General features: G+C 71.1%; 22 protein-coding genes. 13 read left to right on the forward strand and 9 right to left on the reverse strand.

From position 1 onward, the window contains the following. Positions 1-905: 905 nt before the first annotated feature. The 3 genes from EIZ44_RS34105 to EIZ44_RS34115 are packed head-to-tail and all read right to left on the reverse strand — an operon-like array spanning position 906 to position 3,162. Entirely contained in the window at positions 906-1,274 is a 369-nt protein-coding gene (locus tag EIZ44_RS34105; RefSeq protein ID WP_240691491.1) for a hypothetical protein, read from the reverse strand. A gap of 52 nt (positions 1,275-1,326) precedes the next feature. Then, entirely contained in the window at positions 1,327-2,241 is a 915-nt protein-coding gene (locus EIZ44_RS34110) for a hypothetical protein (RefSeq protein ID WP_134733254.1), read from the reverse strand. Positions 2,242-2,292: 51 nt separating this feature from the next. After that, positions 2,293-3,162, reverse strand: a complete 870-nt coding sequence (locus EIZ44_RS34115; protein ID WP_134733256.1) for an EamA family transporter — start codon at positions 3,160-3,162, stop codon at positions 2,293-2,295. A gap of 69 nt (positions 3,163-3,231) precedes the next feature. Here EIZ44_RS34115 and EIZ44_RS34120 point away from each other — a divergent pair, with 69 nt between their 5' ends. From EIZ44_RS34120 to EIZ44_RS34130, 3 genes are all read left to right on the forward strand, one after another. Continuing rightward, complete coding sequence (locus EIZ44_RS34120; RefSeq protein ID WP_134733258.1) at positions 3,232-4,113, forward strand: LysR family transcriptional regulator; 882 nt, start codon at positions 3,232-3,234, stop codon at positions 4,111-4,113. A gap of 259 nt (positions 4,114-4,372) precedes the next feature. After that, positions 4,373-4,840 carry an HNH endonuclease gene (locus EIZ44_RS34125; protein ID WP_134733260.1) on the forward strand — a complete coding sequence of 156 codons (468 nt, stop codon included), beginning with the start codon at positions 4,373-4,375 and terminating at the stop codon, positions 4,838-4,840. A 22-nt stretch (positions 4,841-4,862) separates the two neighbouring features. Further along, entirely contained in the window at positions 4,863-5,963 is a 1,101-nt protein-coding gene (locus EIZ44_RS34130) for a helix-turn-helix domain-containing protein (protein WP_134733262.1), read from the forward strand. A gap of 49 nt (positions 5,964-6,012) precedes the next feature. Here the strand turns inward: EIZ44_RS34130 and EIZ44_RS34135 are convergent, their stop codons facing one another. The 3 genes from EIZ44_RS34135 to EIZ44_RS34145 all read right to left on the reverse strand — a co-directional run bounded on the left by EIZ44_RS34135 (position 6,013) and on the right by EIZ44_RS34145 (position 7,495). Continuing rightward, positions 6,013-6,960, reverse strand: coding sequence for an alpha/beta hydrolase (locus tag EIZ44_RS34135; RefSeq protein WP_134733264.1), 948 nt, complete (start codon positions 6,958-6,960; stop codon positions 6,013-6,015). Positions 6,961-7,076: 116 nt separating this feature from the next. Next, positions 7,077-7,220, reverse strand: coding sequence for a hypothetical protein (locus EIZ44_RS34140; protein WP_205669949.1), 144 nt, complete (start codon positions 7,218-7,220; stop codon positions 7,077-7,079). Continuing rightward, complete coding sequence (locus EIZ44_RS34145; RefSeq protein WP_167754362.1) at positions 7,217-7,495, reverse strand: hypothetical protein; 279 nt, start codon at positions 7,493-7,495, stop codon at positions 7,217-7,219. The genes EIZ44_RS34140 and EIZ44_RS34145 overlap by 4 nt, the downstream gene beginning before the upstream one ends. Positions 7,496-7,571: 76 nt before the next feature. On the opposite strand from EIZ44_RS34145, the gene EIZ44_RS34150 reads away from it, so the two are divergent. The 4 genes from EIZ44_RS34150 (at position 7,572) to EIZ44_RS34165 (ending at position 11,959) form a co-directional block, all read left to right on the forward strand. Then, positions 7,572-8,198, forward strand: a complete 627-nt coding sequence (locus tag EIZ44_RS34150) for a TetR/AcrR family transcriptional regulator (protein WP_240691492.1) — start codon at positions 7,572-7,574, stop codon at positions 8,196-8,198. Positions 8,199-8,260: 62 nt separating this feature from the next. After that, positions 8,261-8,701, forward strand: a complete 441-nt coding sequence (locus EIZ44_RS34155) for a Fur family transcriptional regulator (RefSeq protein ID WP_037818672.1) — start codon at positions 8,261-8,263, stop codon at positions 8,699-8,701. Continuing rightward, a complete protein-coding gene (locus EIZ44_RS34160; protein WP_134733270.1) occupies positions 8,698-10,224 on the forward strand; it encodes a catalase in 1,527 nt (508 codons plus the stop codon). The genes EIZ44_RS34155 and EIZ44_RS34160 overlap by 4 nt, the downstream gene beginning before the upstream one ends. A gap of 115 nt (positions 10,225-10,339) precedes the next feature. After that, complete coding sequence (locus tag EIZ44_RS34165) at positions 10,340-11,959, forward strand: ABC-F family ATP-binding cassette domain-containing protein (RefSeq protein WP_134733272.1); 1,620 nt, start codon at positions 10,340-10,342, stop codon at positions 11,957-11,959. Here EIZ44_RS34165 and EIZ44_RS34170 read toward each other — a convergent pair. After that, positions 11,956-12,453 (reverse strand): putative immunity protein, encoded by a 498-nt coding sequence (locus tag EIZ44_RS34170; RefSeq protein ID WP_134733274.1) that lies wholly within the window; start codon positions 12,451-12,453, stop codon positions 11,956-11,958. The genes EIZ44_RS34165 and EIZ44_RS34170 overlap by 4 nt on opposite strands. Before the next feature lie 94 nt (positions 12,454-12,547). On the opposite strand from EIZ44_RS34170, the gene EIZ44_RS34175 reads away from it, so the two are divergent. Beyond that, positions 12,548-12,811 carry a hypothetical protein gene (locus EIZ44_RS34175; RefSeq protein ID WP_037818666.1) on the forward strand — a complete coding sequence of 88 codons (264 nt, stop codon included), beginning with the start codon at positions 12,548-12,550 and terminating at the stop codon, positions 12,809-12,811. Positions 12,812-12,815: 4 nt separating this feature from the next. Here the strand turns inward: EIZ44_RS34175 and EIZ44_RS34180 are convergent, their stop codons facing one another. Further along, the gene (locus EIZ44_RS34180; RefSeq protein ID WP_078870726.1) at positions 12,816-13,868 is read right to left on the reverse strand and encodes a YeiH family protein; all 1,053 of its coding nucleotides are present in this window, start codon (positions 13,866-13,868) and stop codon (positions 12,816-12,818) included. A gap of 97 nt (positions 13,869-13,965) precedes the next feature. On the opposite strand from EIZ44_RS34180, the gene EIZ44_RS34185 reads away from it, so the two are divergent. Together EIZ44_RS34185 and EIZ44_RS34190 are read left to right on the forward strand one after the other, a co-directional pair. Then, positions 13,966-14,742, forward strand: a complete 777-nt coding sequence (locus EIZ44_RS34185; RefSeq protein ID WP_051729615.1) for a GntR family transcriptional regulator — start codon at positions 13,966-13,968, stop codon at positions 14,740-14,742. A gap of 32 nt (positions 14,743-14,774) precedes the next feature. Further along, the gene (locus tag EIZ44_RS34190; RefSeq protein ID WP_037818664.1) at positions 14,775-15,155 is read left to right on the forward strand and encodes a hypothetical protein; all 381 of its coding nucleotides are present in this window, start codon (positions 14,775-14,777) and stop codon (positions 15,153-15,155) included. 9 nt (positions 15,156-15,164) lie between these two features. Here the strand turns inward: EIZ44_RS34190 and EIZ44_RS34195 are convergent, their stop codons facing one another. After that, positions 15,165-15,956, reverse strand: coding sequence for a thioesterase family protein (locus EIZ44_RS34195; protein WP_134733276.1), 792 nt, complete (start codon positions 15,954-15,956; stop codon positions 15,165-15,167). 205 nt (positions 15,957-16,161) lie between these two features. On the opposite strand from EIZ44_RS34195, the gene EIZ44_RS34200 reads away from it, so the two are divergent. From EIZ44_RS34200 to EIZ44_RS34210, 3 genes are read left to right on the forward strand one after another with little or no spacing between them, the layout of a single operon-like run. Continuing rightward, positions 16,162-16,560: a YciI family protein gene (locus EIZ44_RS34200; protein ID WP_134663424.1), complete on the forward strand. Its 399-nt coding sequence runs from the start codon at positions 16,162-16,164 to the stop codon at positions 16,558-16,560. Then, positions 16,560-17,804 (forward strand): RNA polymerase sigma factor, encoded by a 1,245-nt coding sequence (locus EIZ44_RS34205; protein WP_134733278.1) that lies wholly within the window; start codon positions 16,560-16,562, stop codon positions 17,802-17,804. Before EIZ44_RS34200 ends, EIZ44_RS34205 begins: the two co-directional genes overlap by 1 nt. A gap of 30 nt (positions 17,805-17,834) precedes the next feature. Then, positions 17,835-18,227 carry an Imm1 family immunity protein gene (locus tag EIZ44_RS34210; RefSeq protein WP_134733280.1) on the forward strand — a complete coding sequence of 131 codons (393 nt, stop codon included), beginning with the start codon at positions 17,835-17,837 and terminating at the stop codon, positions 18,225-18,227. The last annotated feature ends 5 nt before the right edge of the window (positions 18,228-18,232 follow it).

Consider the following 18,232-nt stretch of genomic DNA (forward strand, 5'->3'; position numbering starts at 1 on the left):
AACCTCCACATAACCAGTCCAACTTCCGGGGCCCAGTTCACATTGACTCTGATTCCGTGAGGGTTCCCCTCACGACTCACCCTCATCGCCGACGCACCCGATGCGCGTGAGGTGCATCCCCGCGCACCCAATGTGGCGTTCGGTGCGTCCCACGCACCAATGCCACATTGGGGTTTTCTGAGCAACGCTCGGTCCCTCGCCTCTTCCGGCACGCCCGACGCGCGATGCCGACGTCCGTGAAGGCCACCCCAAGGGAATCTGATTCCCGGAGGGTTCCCCTCACACACCTCCCTCGCGCCGTGAAGGGGCCCTTCACGTACCTAGATTCCCTCAAGGAGCCCTTCACGGCCCCGCCTCCACTCGCCCCCGATGCAGGATTCGGCGCACCCCATGCAACCAATGTGGCGTTGGGCGCATCCTGCGCACCCAATGCGGCATTCGGTGCATCCCACCGCACCCAACGCGGCATTCAATGCACCCCACCGCACCCACCAGGGCGGCGTTCGGTGCGTCCCACGCACCAAATGGGGCGTTCGGCGCACCCCACCTCAACCAACGCGGCATTCGGTGCATCCCACGCACCCAACGCGGCGTTCGGTGCGTCACATGCACCCAATGCCACGTTGGGGCGCTAACCCGCCACCGCGAACCCGCCGCAACCCACCACCCCAGCCGCGTACCGCCCACACCACCGCAGCCGATGCACCCAACGAATCAAGGCACCCACACCCCCGCAACCCCGATACACAGCCAAAAACACGGCGCGGGGGTGCTTGTCAAGGCATCTTTCCCGCCTTGACAAGCACCCCCGCGCCGTAGTCACAATCAGGCTGAGGGGTGGTGGGCCCCACCGAGAGCGCAATGTCGCCGCCAGGCGACGAGCCGAACGAGCCGCCCCAGGAAGCTCAAACACAAACCCCACCCAGGACAGCCGCAGCCTCCACGACCATCCCGTCCACCTCCCCTACCAACCGCTCAATCTCCCCCCACCACCGCGAATCCCGCCCGGAATCCGGAATCAGCGAAGTCCCCACCAGCAACAACAACGTATCCACCTCATACGCCCGATCCGCCAACCGCAACAACGGCACCGGATCCCCACCGGAATCCCCGGCAGCAAAACGACAAGCCGCATGCCCCAGCTCCCGGCACACCGTCCGCAACCGCTCGCGCACCGCGTCCGCGCGCGGGTCCGCTCGAGGACCGCCGGTCCGGATATTCCACGCCACCGAAAGCAGACAGCGCCCGGCATCGTCCATCGCGGTGTTCGTCACCGGGCGAGTGTGGAAGCACCCTCCCCGCCGCGGGTGACCCGACACGCACGGCTCACCGCATCGAGTGAAGCAACCGCACCGTCGCGTCGAGCGGCAGGCGATCGTCCGCCGCGCGCGCGAGGAAATCCTTGATCCGCTGGCCGTCCGGAGTCAGCGAATCCACGTCGTTGACTTCCGCGCTCGCCGCTTCCAACGTCCCCAGCCCGGCATTGTGGTGCGCGTCCCGGACCGCGTTCCGCAGCACCGCCAGTTCAGCCGCCGAAGGCCCCCGCTTTTCCGCCCGCAGCCGCTCGACGATCCGGAGCACCTGCGGCGAATGTGCGGCCAGCGACTGCCGCCCGGCGAAGGACGCGACCATCCGCGGCGTCGCCCGCGTCTCGGCAGGCGGCGGTGGCACCTCGACCGCCTCGCCGACCACTCGCAGACTCTCCAGCGCCGCAGCACGCCGGCGTTCACTCTCGCGCACGCGCGCGAGCGGATCCTTCCGCCGGGACGCCGCGATCGAGCGAGCGTCCGCCCGGGCCCACTCCCCCACGTCGGTCAGGCGCGAGCGCCGTTGGTACGTGCCCTCGTCGGCAGCCTGCTTGCGCCGGTTCGCGAGCCAGGCCTCGAAGGTCTGCCCGCGCCGGGGCGGCTCGCGCACCTCAGCCAGGTCGGCGGCCGACTCGTCGGCGAACCAGGCCTTCATCCGCGAGCGCAGGAAGTCGCCCGGCTTCTCGCTCGCGCGGCGCGGCCGCTGCCGGGTCCCGTCGGGCAGCGCGCTCATCGCGATCAGCAGCGCGTCCGGGCAGTATCCGTTGGAGTACCAGAACTCCAGCTGCCGCTCGACGTCGTCGCGTTCCTCCCGCGTCAGCCGCTCGGACACCCAGCCCATGCGGCGGACCAGCACGCCCGTCGACTGGGCGCGTTCGCGCGCGTCGGCGGGCACGACCGTGGACGGCCACTCCTGATCCGCGATCCGCACCATGCCGCACCTCCCTTTGCCGACGACGCCTACGTTATCCCCCCGCACCGACAATTACCCGGCCCGCCGCAGCACCGCCACCGTGTTCGCCGCCACGATCACCCCGATCGCCGCCCACGCGACGGCGTCGAGCCGCTGGTCCAGCAGCACCAGCCCGACGAGCGCGGCCATCACCGGGTTGACGCTCATGAACGCCCCGAAGAACTGCGTCGGCACCCGGCGCAACGCCATCAGGTCGACGAGAAACGGCAGCGCCGACGACAGCAGCCCGGCGGTGAGCGCCGCCGCGAGCGCGCCGGGCGTCGGCGGGTGGTGCAGCATCGCGAACACCCCGATCGGCACGTACAGCAGACCGGACACCCCGGCCGCGGCAGCCGAACCCGCCGCCCCGGGCAGGCGTCGGCCGACGGTCCGGTTCAGCAGGATGTAGCAGGCCCAGCACGACGCGGCGACCAGCGCGAGCCCCATCCCGAGGTAGTCGGTGCTCGGCTGCGGCCGCATCAGCGCGCCGACCGCGACCGCGGCGGCCACCGCGCACGCCAGGTCCGTCCGGCGCCGGGAGCCGGCCAGCGCGATCGCCAGCGGGCCGAGGAATTCCAGCGTCACGGCCAGTCCGAGGCCGATCCGGTCGACCGCGGTGTAGAGAGACAGGTTCATCGTCGCGAACACCGCGGCCAAGGCGAGCACCGGCCACCACTGCCGCGCGGTGAAGGTCCGCAGCCGCGGCCGTCCGACCGCCAGCAGCACCACCGCCGCCACCCATTGGCGGACCGCCACCACACCCGGCGGGCCGAGCACCGGGAACGCGAGCGCCGCGGTCGCCGCGCCGACCTGGTTCGACAGCGCGCTTCCGAGCAGCATCGCGGCGCCGGCCGCCCGGGCGTCGCCGCCGCGCGTGCGCGAAGCCAGTTCCGTAGTCGCCATGCGGTCGAGCATGCGACCGGCCGATCCATGCGCAAAATGCATTGACCGCATCAGCGATACGCTGGACGCATGGATCTGGAGCTGCGCCAGCTGCGCTGCCTCGTGACGATCGTGGACGCGGGCACGTTCACCGACGCCGCGCTCGAACTCGGCGTCTCGCAGGCGGCGGTATCCCGGAATCTGGCGTCGCTGGAACGGGTTCTCGGCGTGCAGCTGCTGCATCGCACCAGCCGGAGCCTCGAGCCGACGACCGCGGGCGTCCAGGTGCTCGCCCGCGCCCGGCATCTGCTCGCCGAGGCCGACGACCTCGTCCGCGAGGCGACCACCGGGCACACGCGGCTGCGCATGGGCCACGCGTGGTCGGCGATGGGCAGGCACACCGCGGAATTCCAGCGCCGCTGGGCTGCCCGGTATCCCGATGTCGAACTGCTGCTCGTGCGCGCCAACACGGCGACCGCCGGGCTGGCGGAAGGACTCGTCGATCTCGCCGTGGTGCGCCACCAGGTGCCGTCGGGCAAGTACGCGCACGCGACGGTAGGCCGCGAGGACCGCTACTGCGCCATGGCCGTCGACGATCCGCTCGCCGGGCGCCGCACCGTCACGCTCGCCGATCTCGCGTCGCGGCTGCTGGTGATCGATCCGCGCACCGGAACCACTTCCGCCGAGCTGTGGCCGCCGGAATCGCGCCCGCGGATCGAGTACACGCACGACGTCGACGACTGGCTCGCCGCCATCGCCACCGGCCGCTGCGTCGGCGTCACCCCGCATTCCACGGTGACGCAGTATCGCCGCGACGGCATCGTGTACCGCCGGGTCCGCGACGCCCCGCCGGTGCCGGTCCAGCTCGCGTGGCGCGCCCACGATCCGCATCCGGCCACGCACGCCGCGGTCGCGTTGCTCGGCGAGCTGTACCGGAAGCCGCCAAAAACCTCTATCGCGCGCCCGCGATAGTCCACTGTGGATCTTGAACCCGGGGCGATCATTTTCCGTTGACGCGGCGGCGCGGGGCGGCAATGATGAAGTCGTCCAGCCACGAAAGGAACCCACGGAATGCCGCGTCGCACCGAACGCATGCACCTGTCGGGCATTCCCGGCTCCGCGCCATGACGTGGCCTGCCACGCCGTGAGCGAGGAGCCGCCCGCCGGAACGCCGGCCGGGCGGCTTTTGCGTTCGCGGCCCGTTCAGCCCCGAAAGGAGGTGCCCGTCGCCATGGGAGTCCTGGTTCTCAATGCCGGCTACGAGCCCCTGCACACCGTCTCGCTCCCCCATGCCATCCGGATGCTGGTCCGCCAGGTCGCGGTCGTCCACGAAAGCGACGGGCCGGACCTCGGCGTCTTCCCGCGGCCGAAGGTGGTGCGGCTGCTGCGCTACGTCGTGATGAAATGGCGCTATTCCGGGCCGCCGCGCTGGTCGCGTACCGGCGTGCTGCGGCGAGACCGGCACACGTGCGCCTACTGCGGGCGCCGGGCCACCACGGTCGACCACATCACGCCGGTGTCGCGCGGCGGCCCGCGCACAAGCTGGCTCAACACCGTCGCGGCCTGCGGCGGGTCGGCGCGCAGCTGCAACGCGCGCAAGGCCGACCGCACGCCCGCCGAAGCCGGGCTGACGCTGCTCTTCCCGCCGCGCGTCCCGCGGTGGGAAGAGCTGCATCCGCTGGCCGGACTGTCCACATGAGACTCGCGCTAGGCTGTACCCCGTGAAGGGCTTGCTGCTGCGGCTGTCCGCGGTCGATTCCGGCGCGGAAACGGCGGTGCGCGTCATCGCGTATTTCGACGAGCTGATCGCCCGGCGCGCGACGCTGCCGGATTTGCTGCGCGCTACGGCTTTTCTCGCGGAATGCGCAGCCGGGATTCGCCGTGCGGACGGAACCGTGCTCCGGTACCGGCCGACCGGCGAACCCGGCGGCGACGGCCCGGTGCCGCCCGGCGCGGTCGTCGCGGACCTCGACGGCGCCGGGCGGGTCTGGCTGGAACGCGCGGGAGAACCGGGACCGCTCGACGACCTCGTGCTCGAACGGCTCGCGATTGCGGCGAAGGTGCTCAACCCGGTCGAGCCGCCGCCTGCCGCACCGCATCTCGCCGATCCGGCGCTGGTCGAGCTGGTGCTGGGCGAGCAGGCGGCGGACGAGGACCGGGCGCGGGCGCTGACCCTGCTCGGCCTGGACACCGCGCGTCCGCTGCGAGTGGTGGCGGTCGCTTCGGGCGCGGGTCGCGATGCCGGCGCGGACGCGGTCGCGCTCGTCGCCCGCGGCAAACCGCTCGGCGCGCGGGTGGCCGTGGTCGGCGGGGTGGCCGCGGTGCTGGTGCAACCGCGCGAGGGCCCGGATTCGATTGTCCCGACGCTGAACGAGACGTTGGCGTTGCGAGCCAAGGACCGCACGCTGCCCCGGGTGGGAGTCGGCGACGCGGTGGACGGCCTCGAAGCCCGGCGCTCGTGGCTGCAAGCCCGTCTGGCACAACGATTCGCGGCGACCGCACGGCCGTTGATCGTGCACGAGGACCTCGGCGCGGTGACGCTGCTGGCGGAGATCCCGGTCGAGCACCTGCGCGCGCAGCCGGACGTGCTGGCGTTGAACGCGCTCGCCGAGAGCGGCGATCTGGAAACGCTGGAAGCCTTCTGCCGCACGGGTTCTCTCCGGCAGGCGGCGATCGCGCTGCACCGGCACCACAGTTCGGTGGCGGCGCGGCTGGCGCACGTGGAGGACGCACTGGGATGGTCGCTGGACGACCCGGCGGGACGATTCCGGGCGCGGCTGGCGTTGGCGGCGCGGAGATTGGCGAACAGCGAGATCTCGTGAGTGTCGATGCCGGTTCTCACCGGCATCGACACTCACGAGAACCCCGGCCTCAACCCTCCTCGACCCCCAGCACCCGGGCCAGCACCGCCCGTCGCTCCGCAGTCTCCCGGCGGCTCACCGTCGCGTGCTGGATCACCCCGGAACCGTGGAATGTCCCCGGGAACAAGTGCAGTTCCGTAGGCACCCCAGCCGCCAAAAGGCTTTGCGCGTAAGCGATTCCCTCGTCGCGCAGCGGGTCGAACTCCATCACCGACACGTACGCGGGCGGCAACCCCGAAAGATCCGTCGCCCGGGCAGGCGCCGCATAAATCGGGACGTCCGAACCGCCGCGCTTGACCGCTTCGCCGAGGTAGTAGTCCCAGCTCGTCTCGGCGGCTCCGCGGTGCCAGATCGGCGTGTCCGCGAACCGGCGCATGCTGCCGGTCTCGAGGCGGTCGTCCAGTTCGGGCACGGCGAGGAACTGGAACGCGATCGCCGGGCCGCCGCGGTCGCGGGCCAGCAGGGCGAGCGCCGCGGCCAGTCCGCCGCCCGCGCTCACGCCGTACAGCACCACCTTTTCCGGGTCGATGCCCAGTTCGTCCGCGTGCTTGACCGACCATTCGAGCGCCGCGTAGCAGTCCTCCAGCCCGGCCGGGTACGGATTCTCCGGCGCGAGCCGGTACTCGACCGACACGATCACGACGCCGAGGTCCCTGGCCAGTTCGAGGTTGGACGCGTGGTCCACCTCCAGGTCGCCCAGCGCGAAACCGCCGCCGTGGATGTCGAACACCAGCGCCTTCGTCGCGACGCGATCAGGCGTGTACACGCGGATCGGGATGTCGCCTCCGGGACCGGGCACGGACTCGTCGCGCGTGCTTACTCCGGTTTCGTCGAAGTCTCCTTGCATCGTGGCGATCAGCTCGGCCATGCCCGCCCGCGCGGCAGCGATGTCGTGAAGGTCGACCTCGGGCAGCATCGGGACCGCGGCGGCGATTTCGGGATCGAACGGATAACTCATCGACGACCTCCGTCTTCCAGGGAAGACTCCATCGTGCCGAAATCCCGGACCCGGCGGGCACCGCCACGCGTCGCGTACCGAGCGCGTTCCTCCCGCCGACTGGCGCGTGCCCCGCCTCAGCGCCCCACTTTCTTCCAGATCACCACGATCCCGACGACCGCCACCAGCACCGCCCCCAGCACGATCAGCCCCTTCACGAACAGATCGTGCACGAGGTGCTGCAGCATCTCGTCCCCGTCGGCGAGCAGCACCGCGTTCACCGGCCGGACCGCTTCCGGCCCGGGTCCTCGTCCAGCCACCGCGCGGCCTGGCGCACGACCTCGCCGCCGACCCGCCCGCGCACTCCCCGCGCCCCGCGCCGGTCCATCGCCCTGGCCGCGGATTTCGCCAGCACCGCCGCGCCTTCGCGCACGCGCTCCCCCTTGCCGCGCCGCCGCAGCGAAACGATCAGCGCGAACGCGCCCAGCCCGACGACCACGACGATCCCGGCGATGATGCCGAACCGGATCAGCAGGATGTTCAGCACCGTCTCCACAGCGCACCCCTTTCTGTCACACCTGTGATACAAACCGTTTCTATCACGACTGTGATATAAAAGTCCAGTGCCTAGAGTGGTGGACGGGGAAGAGCGGCGCGCGCACATCGCCGACGCGGTGCTGCGGCTGGCCGCGAAGGACGGGCTGCACGCGGTCTCGCTGCGCGCGGTGGCGGCGGAATCGGGCCTGAACATCGGTTCGGTGCGGCATTACTTCGACAGCCAGCACGCGCTGATGCGGTTCGCGATGCGCACCACCATCGACCGGACGACCGCGCGGCTCGTCGAACGCCGCGAGAAGATCGGTTCGCTGTCGGAACTGCCGCCGGACGAGGCCGTCGACCAGCTCGCCGAGTTCCTTTCCGAGCTGCTGCCGCTGGACGAACGACGGCGCACCGAGGTGACCGTGTTGGTCGAATTCCTGATGGCCGCGCGCGCCGATCCGGGGCTGGACGACCTGGCCCGGGAAGCGGTCCAGGGCACCGTGACGCTGGCCCGCCGCATCCTCGACGCCCAGGCCCGCAGCGGCCGCTTCGAGCCGAAGGACCCCGAAGTCGAGGCGCCCCGGCTGGCCGCGCTGCTGGACGGGCTCGCGTTCCGGGCCGTGCTGCAGCCGGGGCTCACCTCGCCGGAGGAGTGCGTCGCCGTCCTTCGCGCGCATCTCGCCGAACTCGTCCGACCGGTGGGTGACACCCAGGTGTGAGCGGCGCGGAGACCGGGTAACCGGCGGAACTGGAGCGGTTCCAGATCCCGGGGAGGACTCCGATGCCGGACTCGGCGGCGACGCTGCGAGCGGCGGGCCTGCGCGTCACCAAACCGCGGCAAGCCGTGCTCGGCTGGCTCGGCGAGCATCCGCACGCGACGGTCGAGGCGATCGCCGCGGGCGTGCGCGAAAGCCTGGGCAGCGTGTCGATCCAGGCGGTCTACGACGTGCTCGCCGCGTGCGGCGACGCGGGTCTCGTCCGCCGGATCGAGCTGTCCGGGCATCCGGCGCGGTTCGAACGGCGGACCGGCGACAACCACCACCACGTGGTGTGCCGCCGCTGCGGCCGGGCCGAGGACGTCGACTGCGTCCGCGGCGAGGCCCCCTGCCTCACGCCGCACGACCGGCGCGGGTTCGCCGTCGACGAGGCCGAGATCGTCTTCTGGGGTCTGTGCCCGGACTGCTCCGGCGTTTCCGACCACCACGAGGAGCTCGCGAGATGACCGAAGAACCGAAACCCCCGGCGACCACCACGGACTCCGGGATCCCGGCCGAGAGCGACGAGCATTCGCTCACCGTCGGCCCGGGCGGCCCGATCCTGCTGCAGGACCATTACCTGATCGAGCAGATGGCGCAGTTCAACCGGGAACGGGTGCCGGAGCGGCAGCCGCACGCGAAGGGCAGCGGCGCGTTCGGGCAGTTCGAGGTGACGAACGACGTCAGCCGCTTCACCAAGGCGGCGGTGTTCCAGCCGGGCACGAAAACCGAGATGGCCGCCCGGTTCTCGACGGTGGCCGGCGAACGCGGCAGCCCGGACACCTGGCGCGACCCGCGCGGGTTCGCGCTGAAGTTCTACACCTCCGAGGGCAACTACGACCTCGTCGGCAACAACACCCCGGTGTTCTTCATCAAGGACCCGCTGAAGTTCCAGCACTTCATCCGGTCGCAGAAACGCCGCGCGGACAGCAACCTGCGCGACCACGACATGCAGTGGGACTTCTGGACGCTGTCCCCCGAATCGGCGCACCAGGTCACCTGGCTGATGGGCGACCGGGGGATCCCGCGCACGTGGCGGCACATGAACGGCTACAGCTCGCACACCTACATGTGGGTCAACGCCGCGGGCGAGAAGTTCTGGGTCAAGTACCACTTCAAGACCGACCAGGGCGTCGAGCACTTCACCCAGCACGAGGCCGACCAGATGGCGGCCGCGGACACCGACTACCACACCCGCGACCTGTTCGAGGCCATCGCGCGCGGCGACTACCCGAGCTGGACCCTGCACGTCCAGGTCATGCCGTTCGAAGACGCGAAGACCTACCGGTTCAACCCGTTCGACCTGACGAAGGTGTGGCCGCACGGCGACTACCCGCTGATCGAGGTCGGGAGGATGACGCTGAACCGCAACCCGACCGACCACCACGCCGAGATCGAGCAGGCCGCGTTCGAGCCGAACAACATGGTGCCCGGCATCGGCCCCAGCCCGGACCGGATGCTGCTGGGCAGGCTGTTCGCCTACGCCGACGCACACCGGTACCGGATCGGCGCGAACTACAAGCAGCTTCCGGTGAACGCCCCGCACGCGCCGGTGCACAGCTACAGCAAGGACGGCGCGATGCGCTACACGAAGGTCTCCGACCCGGTGTACGCGCCGAACTCCAAGGGCGGCCCGCGTGCGGACACCGAACGCTACGGCACGCCCGCCGGCTGGCACGCCGACGGCGAGATGGTCCGCTCGGCCTACGTCGACCACGCCGAGGACGACGACTGGACTCAGCCGGGCACGCTCGTGCGCGAGGTGCTGAACGACGCCGAGCGCGAGCGGCTGGTCGACAACATCGTCGGGCACCTGCTCAACGGGGTGACCGAACCGGTGCTGAAGCGGGCCTTCGAGTACTGGCACAACGTGGACAAGGACCTCGGCGACCGCGTCGAGTCCGGCGTGCGCGCGAAGCAGGACGAGAAGGACCCGAAGGCGGCCGAGCAGGCGAACCCGGCCCGGGAGAGCATGCAGCGCAAGGCATAAGGCGATCCCGAAAGCGGCGGTGCCGATTCCGGCCGGCACCGCCGCTTTTGTGTCCTCTGTGGACAGCCGAAAAACCGTGCGGCGATTCGCGGCCGCCTGGGTAGAGTGCGCGGACATGGGGCATTTGGAGGCCGCGCATCTGCGCTACGTGCTGCCCGACGGGCGTCCGCTGCTCGGCGACGTCTCGTTCCGGGTCGGCGAGGGCGCGGTCGTCGCGCTGGTCGGCCCCAACGGCGCGGGCAAGACCACGTTGCTGCGCATGCTGTCGGGAGAGCTGAAGCCGGACGAGGGCTCGGTCACGGTGTCCGGCGGGCTGGGCGTGATGGCGCAGTTCGTCGGGTCGGTGCGCGACGAACGCACGGTGCGAGATCTGCTGGTTTCGGTTGCCCCGCAACGGGTTCGCGACGCCGCGCTGGCGGTCGACGCGGCTGAGGAGCGGCTGCTGGAGGTCGACGACGAGGCCGCGCAAATGCGGTACGCGCAGGCGCTCAGCGACTGGGCCGAAGCCCGCGGGTACGAGTTCGAGACCACGTGGGACATGTGCACGACCGAGGCGCTCGGCGTGCCGTTCGACCGCGCGCGCTGGCGGCTCGTGCGCACGCTCAGCGGCGGCGAGCAGAAACGCCTCGTGCTCGAGGCGCTGCTGCGCGGGCCGGACGAGGTGCTGCTGCTGGACGAGCCGGACAACTATCTGGACGTCCCCGGCAAACGCTGGCTCGAAGCCCGGCTGAAGGACACCCGCAAAACCGTCCTGTTCGTGTCGCACGACCGCGAACTGCTCGCGCGAGCGGCGGACAAGATCGTGAGCGTCGAGCCGGGCGGCGACGGCGCGGACGCCTGGGTGCACGGCGGCGGTTTCGCGACTTATCACGAGGCGCGGCAGGAACGTTTCGCCCGCTACGACGAACTGCGCCGCCGCTGGGACGAGAAGCACGCCCAGCTCAAACGGCTGGTGCGGGACATGCAGCAGTACGCCGCGCGCAGCGACGAAATGGCGTCGCGGTACAAGGCGGCGCAAACCCGGCTGCGGAAGTTCGAGGAGGCCGGTCCCCCGCCGGAACCGCCGCGACCGCAGGACATCCGGATGCGGCTGCGCGGCGGCCGCACCGGCGTGCGCGCGGTGACCTGCGAGAACCTCGAACTCACCGGGCTGATGAAGCCGTTCTCGCTGGAGATCTTCTTCGGCGAGCGCGTCGCGGTGCTCGGTTCGAACGGCTCCGGGAAGTCGCATTTCCTGCGGCTGCTCGCGGGCGGCGACGTCGCGCACACCGGCGGATGGAAGACCGGCGCCCGCGTCGTGCCCGGCCATTTCGCGCAAACGCACGCGCGTCCGGAACTCACCGGCCGCACGCTGGTCGACGTGCTGTGGACCGAACACGCGGCCGACCGCGGCGCGGCGATGGCGGCGCTGCGCCGGTACGAACTGCACCGCCAGGGCGAGCAGGCGTTCGACCGGTTGTCCGGCGGACAGCAGGCGCGGTTCCAGATCCTGTTGCTGGAACTGGCCGGCACCACCGCGTTGCTGCTGGACGAGCCGACCGACAACCTCGACCTGGAATCGGCCGAGGCGCTGCAGGACGGGCTGGAGTCGTACGAGGGCACGGTGCTCGCGGTCACCCACGACCGCTGGTTCGCGCGCTCGTTCGACCGCTACCTGGTCTTCGGCTCGGACGGCGTGGTGCGCGAGACCCCGGAACCAGTCTGGGACGAGCGGCGGGTGGAGCGGGTTCGCTAACCCTTGCGCAGCAAGGCATCCAGCTCGCGCACCAGCTCCCCCGCCCGGCCCCGGCCGCCCGGAGCCGCCGGATACCGCGACAGCACCCGCACCACCACGGGATCAGCCGCCGGATGCTGCGGGGTCAACCCGGCCAGCTCGAAGGCATACGCCGCATGACCGGCCGAGCCGAGGATGTGCCACACCTGGGTCGCCTTCGCGAGCGGATGCAGATACGCCGCACCGGCAGCGGCGACCGCGGCCCGGGCAGCCTCGCTCGCCGCGGCCTGACCGGCGTCGCGGGCTTCCTGATACGCCCGTTGCGCCGCCCACGCACCGTCGCGAATCGCCTTGCTGCGCTGAGCTACCTGAGCAAACGCCCGGGCTGCCTCGATCGCGTCGTGTGGACGCCGATCGCCTGGACGGGCTTGTTCGAAGATCGGCAGCGCGGGTTCCGCACAAGCCACCGCGTAGGCGGTCACGGCACGAAGCTCGGAGAGGTCGAGTTCGATCATGTGCTTGAACTGTATCGTTGAACCGCCGGTTGGCAGTTCGACGCGACTTCCGGCAGGAATGCCCAGCAGAACCCTCAACCGGGGAAGGACGGCAGTGGACGAGCGGAGGGCGTGGTCCGAAGCCGACAAGGCGGCCTACCGCGAGTTCGTGCGCACCCACCACCCGGACGTCGGCGGCGACCCGGACGAGTTCGCGGCGGGGCTCCGCAGGTTCCGGCGCGATGAAAACGCCGCGGGGACCGAACCGGTCCCGCGCGGCGAATCCTTGGTGTTCGTGCGCCGGAGCCGAGGGCTGCCCCGGCTTCTCGACGCGTTGACCGAGCGCAGGCGGCGGAAGCGGAATCCGCGCGTGCGCTAGCGCGTCACATCCCGCCGGTCAGCGCCTGCAACCCGAGGCTCGAGGCGGCGACCGCGATCCACAGGATGGCTCCCATCAGCAGCGGCTTGTGTCCCGCCTTGCGCAGGTCGGACGGCTTGAGCGCGAGGCCGATCCCGGCGAGCGCCATGGTGATCAGGAAGGTGCCGAGCGTCGACAGCGGCGCGTGCCACGATTCCGGGATCCAGCCCGCGCTTTCCACCGTCGCGGCGGCCAGGAAGCCGATCAGGAACGGCGGCACCAGCCGGTGCCAGGGCATGGCGCGCAAGGAAACCCGGCCGCCGGACTGCTTGCGCGCGGCGAGCACGGCGAGGAACAGCACGATCGGGATCAGCGTGAGCGTGCGGGTGAGCTTCACGACGAGGCCGTACGAACCGGCGTCGCCGCCATACGCGTAGGAAGCCGCGACGACGGAAGACGTGTCGTTCACCGCGGTTCCGGCCCACAGGCCGAACGCGTGCGGCGACATCCCGAGCGCGTGCCCGAGCGGCGGGAACAGCAGGACCGCGGCGACGTTGAAGGTGAAGATCGTACCGAGCGCGTAAGCGATGTTGGCTTCCTTCGGCTTCAGCACCGCGCTGGTCGCCGCGATCGCGGACGCACCGCAGATGCCGGTGCCGACACCGATCAGGGTCTGCGTGTCCCCGCGGACGCCGAGCAGCCTGCCGAGGACCCACGCGCCGCCGAGCGCGACCGCCAGGGTGCCGAGCATGACCGGCAGCGACTGCCCGCCGACGTGCACGACCTGCTGGATCGAGAGCCCCGTGCCCAGCACGACGATCGACAGCTGGAGCACCGGCCGCGACGCGATCGCGTAGCCCGGGCTGAACCGCCAGCCGCGCAGCCCCGGCACGACCGCGCCGGCAACCGCGCCGAGCAGGATCGCGAGCACCGGCCCGCCGACCACCGGGACGAGCTTGCCGCCCGCCGTCGCCACCGCCGCGACCAGCAGCGCGACCGCGAGCCCCGGCACCGGGCGGGCGAGCTTGGCCCGCCACTGCACCGTCGCGCGCGTCGCTCCGAGCGTCGCGCCGGTCACCGGTTCACTCCTGTGCGCACTGCTGGCCTCCTCCGTAATGTACGTACATTTAATCTAAGAGCTGTCCGTACATTTGGCAAGCGGTAGTGTTCCCGGCATGGGCGAGGCAGAGCTGGTCCGCACCGGCGGACAGCCGCTGTGGCGGCAGTTGCAGCAGCGACTGCTGGTGCGCATCCGCGCCGGGGAGTTCGACAGCGCGTTCCCCGGGGAGCTCGCGCTCGCCGACGAATACAGCGTCAGCAGGCAGACCGTCCGGCAGGCGCTGCGGGAACTGCGCGCGGACGGCACGCTCATCGCCGAACGCGGACGCCAGCCCCGCGTCGCCGCGGCCGCGGAGATCCAGCAGCCGCTCGGCGCGCTCTACAGTCTCTTCGCCGCGGTCGAGGAAGCCGGGCTCGACCAGCACAGCGTCGTGCGCCGGCTCGACATCCGCGCGGACGCGGTGGTCGCCGAACGGCTGTCGCTGGAGGGTTCCACTCCCCTGCTGTACTTGGAACGCGTGCGGCTGGCCGGAAACGACCCGCTGGCCGTCGACCGGGTGTGGCTGCCCGCCGACCTCGCCCGGCCGCTGCTGGAAGCGGATTTCCAGCACACCAGCCTGTACGGCGAACTCCACCGCCGCACCGGCGTCCGGCTCGACCACGGCGAGGAGCAGATCCGCGCCGTCGTGCCGACCCGGGCCGAACGCACCCTGCTCGGCTGCGGCGAAACCGTCGGCGCGTTCTCCATCGGACGCCTCGGGACCAGCGCGGGCAAACGGATCGAGTGGCGGCACACGCTGGTGCGCGGCGACCGGTTCGCGCTCACCGCGGAGTTCTCCGGGCGCACCGGGTACCGGTTGGTCACCACGGGGGCACTTGCCGGAACCCGCTGACCCGGCGGGCACCGGGTCGCTACGCTCCGCGCATGTCGATCTTCGCGCGGATTCTGCAGGTCTTCTTCATGGTCGCCGGGCTGGCGAGCATCGGTGTCGGGCTGATCATGGTGCTGATCGCCAAACCCCATTGGTACTGCGAGGTTTCCCGCAACGGGGAGGCGACCACCTGGTGCTACGAGAACGACCTCGAGGCGCTGACCAGCTACCACCTGTTCTGGTTCGTGCTCGGCCTCGCGCTCGAGATCATGGCCGTCGCGGTCGTCGCGGGCGCACGCCGCAGGACCGTCGAAAACCTGCTGATGTCGATGAACTCGCCAGCGGCCGCACCGACGTTCTCCAGCTCGCTGCCGCCCGCCCCCGGTCCGTACCCCGGCTACCCGCAGCAGCAGCCGCCGTACCCGGGGCAGTAGCCCAGGAACTCAGCCGATCCGGATCCCGGCCAGCTGAGTGCCCTGCGCGACCAGCGTCCCGGCGCTGTCCCAGACGTGGCAGGACTCGTCGACCCGCCCGTCGCCGATCAGGTGAGCGCGGTGCAGCACGCGCACCGGGCCGGGCGCCGGATTGGCCCGCACGTAGGCGGTCAGTTCGAGCGTCGGCACCCAGCCGGACGGCGCGACGTCGAGGGTCGCCGGAGGCAGGGCGTCGACCGCGAACAGCAGGCTGACCGGGTCGAACGGCTCGTCGCCGGGGAGTGCCAGCAGGGCGCGCAGTTCGCCGCGGCCGCTAGGCCCGTCGGCGAGCGGGCGGTCGAAGTACACGTCGATCTCGTCGCGGATGGCGATCGGGATGCCGGACGACAGCACGTCCGGGCCCCACGGCTCCTCCGGGAACGGCCCGAACTCCGGCTGCGGCACGCCGTCCTGCCAGAACGGTTCGGCCGCGCCGAGGACGCCGAGCGTCAGCAGGGCCTCGACCTGCGGCACGCCGTCCTTGAGCAGCCGTCCGCGCAATTGGGTCGCGGACCGGCCGGTGCGCAGCACCTCGACCTCGATCTCCGCCGGCCCCGGTTCGGGCGAGCGCAGGTAATGCGCGCTGGCGGCGAGCACGTCCGGATGCCCGGAAACGACGGTCGCCGAGCGCGCGATGGTCGCCAGCAGGTATCCGCCGTTCGGGCGGCCGCCGATGGTCCACGCCGGGCTGAGGTCGACGCTGAACTCGGTGTCCGAACGCTGCTTGACCGCCGACACCGCGGCGAAGGTCGTCGTGCTCACGGGTCCCTCCAGGTGAGTTGCTTCCCGCAACCTACCTGCTAGGCGGTTCGGGCGTCCCGGGCACTGAGACTCACGCCACCCGTTCTGTCCCCGCTCGCCGAATTTCCCGGCAAGATGACGCAAGACGTGTCGAGGACGGCGCGCGGGTTCCGTTCCCTTGATGAGCCCGCCCGGAAGCGGCGAGCCGGAACCTGGAGGAAACGTTATGCCGAAGTACATGCTGCTGCAGACCTACGCCCAGGGCGAAGACTGCGACATGCCGCTGCCGGAATGGGCCCCGGAGGACATCCGCGCGCACATCCAGTTCCAGCACGTGCTGAACGCCGAGCTGACCGAGGCCGGGGAACTCGTCGAGGCGGAGGGGCTGGCCGGGCCGGAAGCGGCGAAGACCGTGGTCGCGGACGGCAAGGGCGGCGCGGTCGTCACCGACGGGCCGTTCGCGGAGGGCAAGGAACTGCTGGCCGGGTACCGGGTGGTGGACGTCGAGTCGGAGGCACGGGCGCTGGAGATCGCGACCCGGGTCTCGGCCGCGCCCGGTCCCGAAGGCGCGCCGCTGCGGGTGCCGATCGAGGTGCGCCAGGTCATGAGCGCACCGGAGGTGTGATGCCGCGGGCCGAGGTCGAGGACCTGGTGCGCACGCTCGCGCCCCAGGTCCTCGCCGTCCTCGCGCGCCGGTCCGGCGATTTCGGCGCGGCCGAGGACGCGACGCAGGAAGCTCTCCTCGCCGCGGTGCAGCACTGGCCTGCCGAGGGGATTCCGGAGAATCCGCGCGGCTGGCTGCTGCAGACCGCCAGCCGCCGGATCATCGACATCTTCCGCAGCGACCAGGCTCGGCGGCGGCGCGAGGACACGGTCGCCGCCGAGCCGCCAGGCGCCGAAGTGCCGGATCGGGACGACACGCTGACGCTGTTGTTCCTGTGCGCGCACCCGTCGCTGACGTCGGCGTCGGCGATCGCGCTGACGTTGCGAGCGGTCGGCGGCCTGACGACCGCGGAGATCGCCAGCGCGTTCCTCGTGCCGGAAACCACGATGGCGCAACGGATCAGCCGGGCGAAGGCGAAGATCAAGAAGTCCGGGCTGCCGTTCCGGATGCCCGCCGCGGACGAGCGGCAGGCGCGGCTGCGGTCCGTGCTGCACGTGCTGTACCTCGTGTTCAACGAGGGCTACACGAGCAGCGGCGGCCGCCGTCTGCACCGCACCGAACTGTCCGCCGAGGCGATCCGGCTGGCGCGGCTGCTGCACGCCGCGCTGCCGGACGACGGCGAAGCGGCCGGTTTGCTCGCCCTGATGCTGCTCACCGACGCCCGCCGGCCGGCCCGCACCGGACCGGACGGCGACCTCATCCCGCTCGCCGACCAGGACCGGTCGTTGTGGGACCGTTCGCTGATCCGGGAAGGCGTCGCGCTGATCACCGCCGCGCTGACCCGCGACGGCATCGGCGAATACCGCCTGCAGGCCGCGATCGCTGCGACGCACGACATCGCGTTGCGGGCCGAAGACACCGATTGGCCGCGCGTGCTCACGCTGTACACGCGGCTCGAGGCCCTGACCGGCAACCCGGTCGTAACGCTCAACCGCGCCATCGCGACTGCGATGGTGCAGGGACCGGACGCCGGGCTGACCATGCTCGCCGGACTCGACGACCGGCTCCCTGACCACCACCACCGCCTCGCCGCCGCCCGCGCCCACCTGCTGGAGCTGGCCGGACAACGGGAGGAAGCCGTCCGGCACTACACCGCTGCCGCCGCCCGTACCGGAAACACCGCTGAACAGCGCTATTTGACGCTGCGCGCGGCCCGTCTACGCGCCGGCCATTCCACAAGTCGCTCGCCGATCGGCACCGAGTAGTATCAGGACACTTCACGAGCGGAGCGCACCATGGCGAGCATCGAAGACGCCCGTCGCCGGACCGGGTACGACGTCACCGAGACGACTGTCGACGACGTGCTGTCCGCCCTGCGCTCCGCCGAACCGCCCGTGCCGGACGCCGGGGTCGTCTGGTGGCTGTACGCGGGCCGGAAGCCGCGGACGCCGTACCTGGTCGCCGGTGTGCGCGGTGCGCGAGGAAGCCTGGCGTGGCACGAAAACGGCGAGACTTTCCTGCCCGCGGACGGCGTCGGCGAGGAGCCGGTCGACTATTACAGCCTGCAGGGAGCGCACTTCCCGCAGCCGTCCGGGAGCGAGGTTTCCGCCGAGGAAGTGCTGCGCGCCGTGCGGGAACTGTGCGAATCCCAGACACGACCTGCCTGCGTTTCCTGGAAGCGCGCGTAGCTTCT

Origin of the sequence: Amycolatopsis nivea (assembly GCF_004522235.1) — a bacterium.
Taxonomy (GTDB): domain Bacteria; phylum Actinomycetota; class Actinomycetes; order Mycobacteriales; family Pseudonocardiaceae; genus Amycolatopsis; species Amycolatopsis nivea.

Bases quoted from the DNA above. Each gene is read 5' to 3' on its own strand.
- EIZ44_RS34110 (WP_134733254.1), bottom strand. From the start codon at position 2,241: ATGGTGCGGATCGCGGATCAGGAGTGGCCGTCCACGGTCGTGCCCGCC.
- EIZ44_RS34115 (WP_134733256.1), bottom strand. From the start codon at position 3,162: ATGGCGACTACGGAACTGGCTTCGCGCACGCGCGGCGGCGACGCCCGG.
- EIZ44_RS34120 (WP_134733258.1), top strand. From the start codon at position 3,232: ATGGATCTGGAGCTGCGCCAGCTGCGCTGCCTCGTGACGATCGTGGAC.
- EIZ44_RS34125 (WP_134733260.1), top strand. From the start codon at position 4,373: ATGGGAGTCCTGGTTCTCAATGCCGGCTACGAGCCCCTGCACACCGTC.
- EIZ44_RS34135 (WP_134733264.1), bottom strand. From the start codon at position 6,960: ATGAGTTATCCGTTCGATCCCGAAATCGCCGCCGCGGTCCCGATGCTG.
- EIZ44_RS34155 (WP_037818672.1), top strand. From the start codon at position 8,261: ATGCCGGACTCGGCGGCGACGCTGCGAGCGGCGGGCCTGCGCGTCACC.
- EIZ44_RS34160 (WP_134733270.1), top strand. From the start codon at position 8,698: ATGACCGAAGAACCGAAACCCCCGGCGACCACCACGGACTCCGGGATC.
- EIZ44_RS34165 (WP_134733272.1), top strand. From the start codon at position 10,340: ATGGGGCATTTGGAGGCCGCGCATCTGCGCTACGTGCTGCCCGACGGG.
- EIZ44_RS34170 (WP_134733274.1), bottom strand. From the start codon at position 12,453: ATGATCGAACTCGACCTCTCCGAGCTTCGTGCCGTGACCGCCTACGCG.
- EIZ44_RS34185 (WP_051729615.1), top strand. From the start codon at position 13,966: ATGGGCGAGGCAGAGCTGGTCCGCACCGGCGGACAGCCGCTGTGGCGG.
- EIZ44_RS34190 (WP_037818664.1), top strand. From the start codon at position 14,775: ATGTCGATCTTCGCGCGGATTCTGCAGGTCTTCTTCATGGTCGCCGGG.
- EIZ44_RS34200 (WP_134663424.1), top strand. From the start codon at position 16,162: ATGCCGAAGTACATGCTGCTGCAGACCTACGCCCAGGGCGAAGACTGC.
- EIZ44_RS34205 (WP_134733278.1), top strand. From the start codon at position 16,560: ATGCCGCGGGCCGAGGTCGAGGACCTGGTGCGCACGCTCGCGCCCCAG.
- EIZ44_RS34210 (WP_134733280.1), top strand. From the start codon at position 17,835: ATGGCGAGCATCGAAGACGCCCGTCGCCGGACCGGGTACGACGTCACC.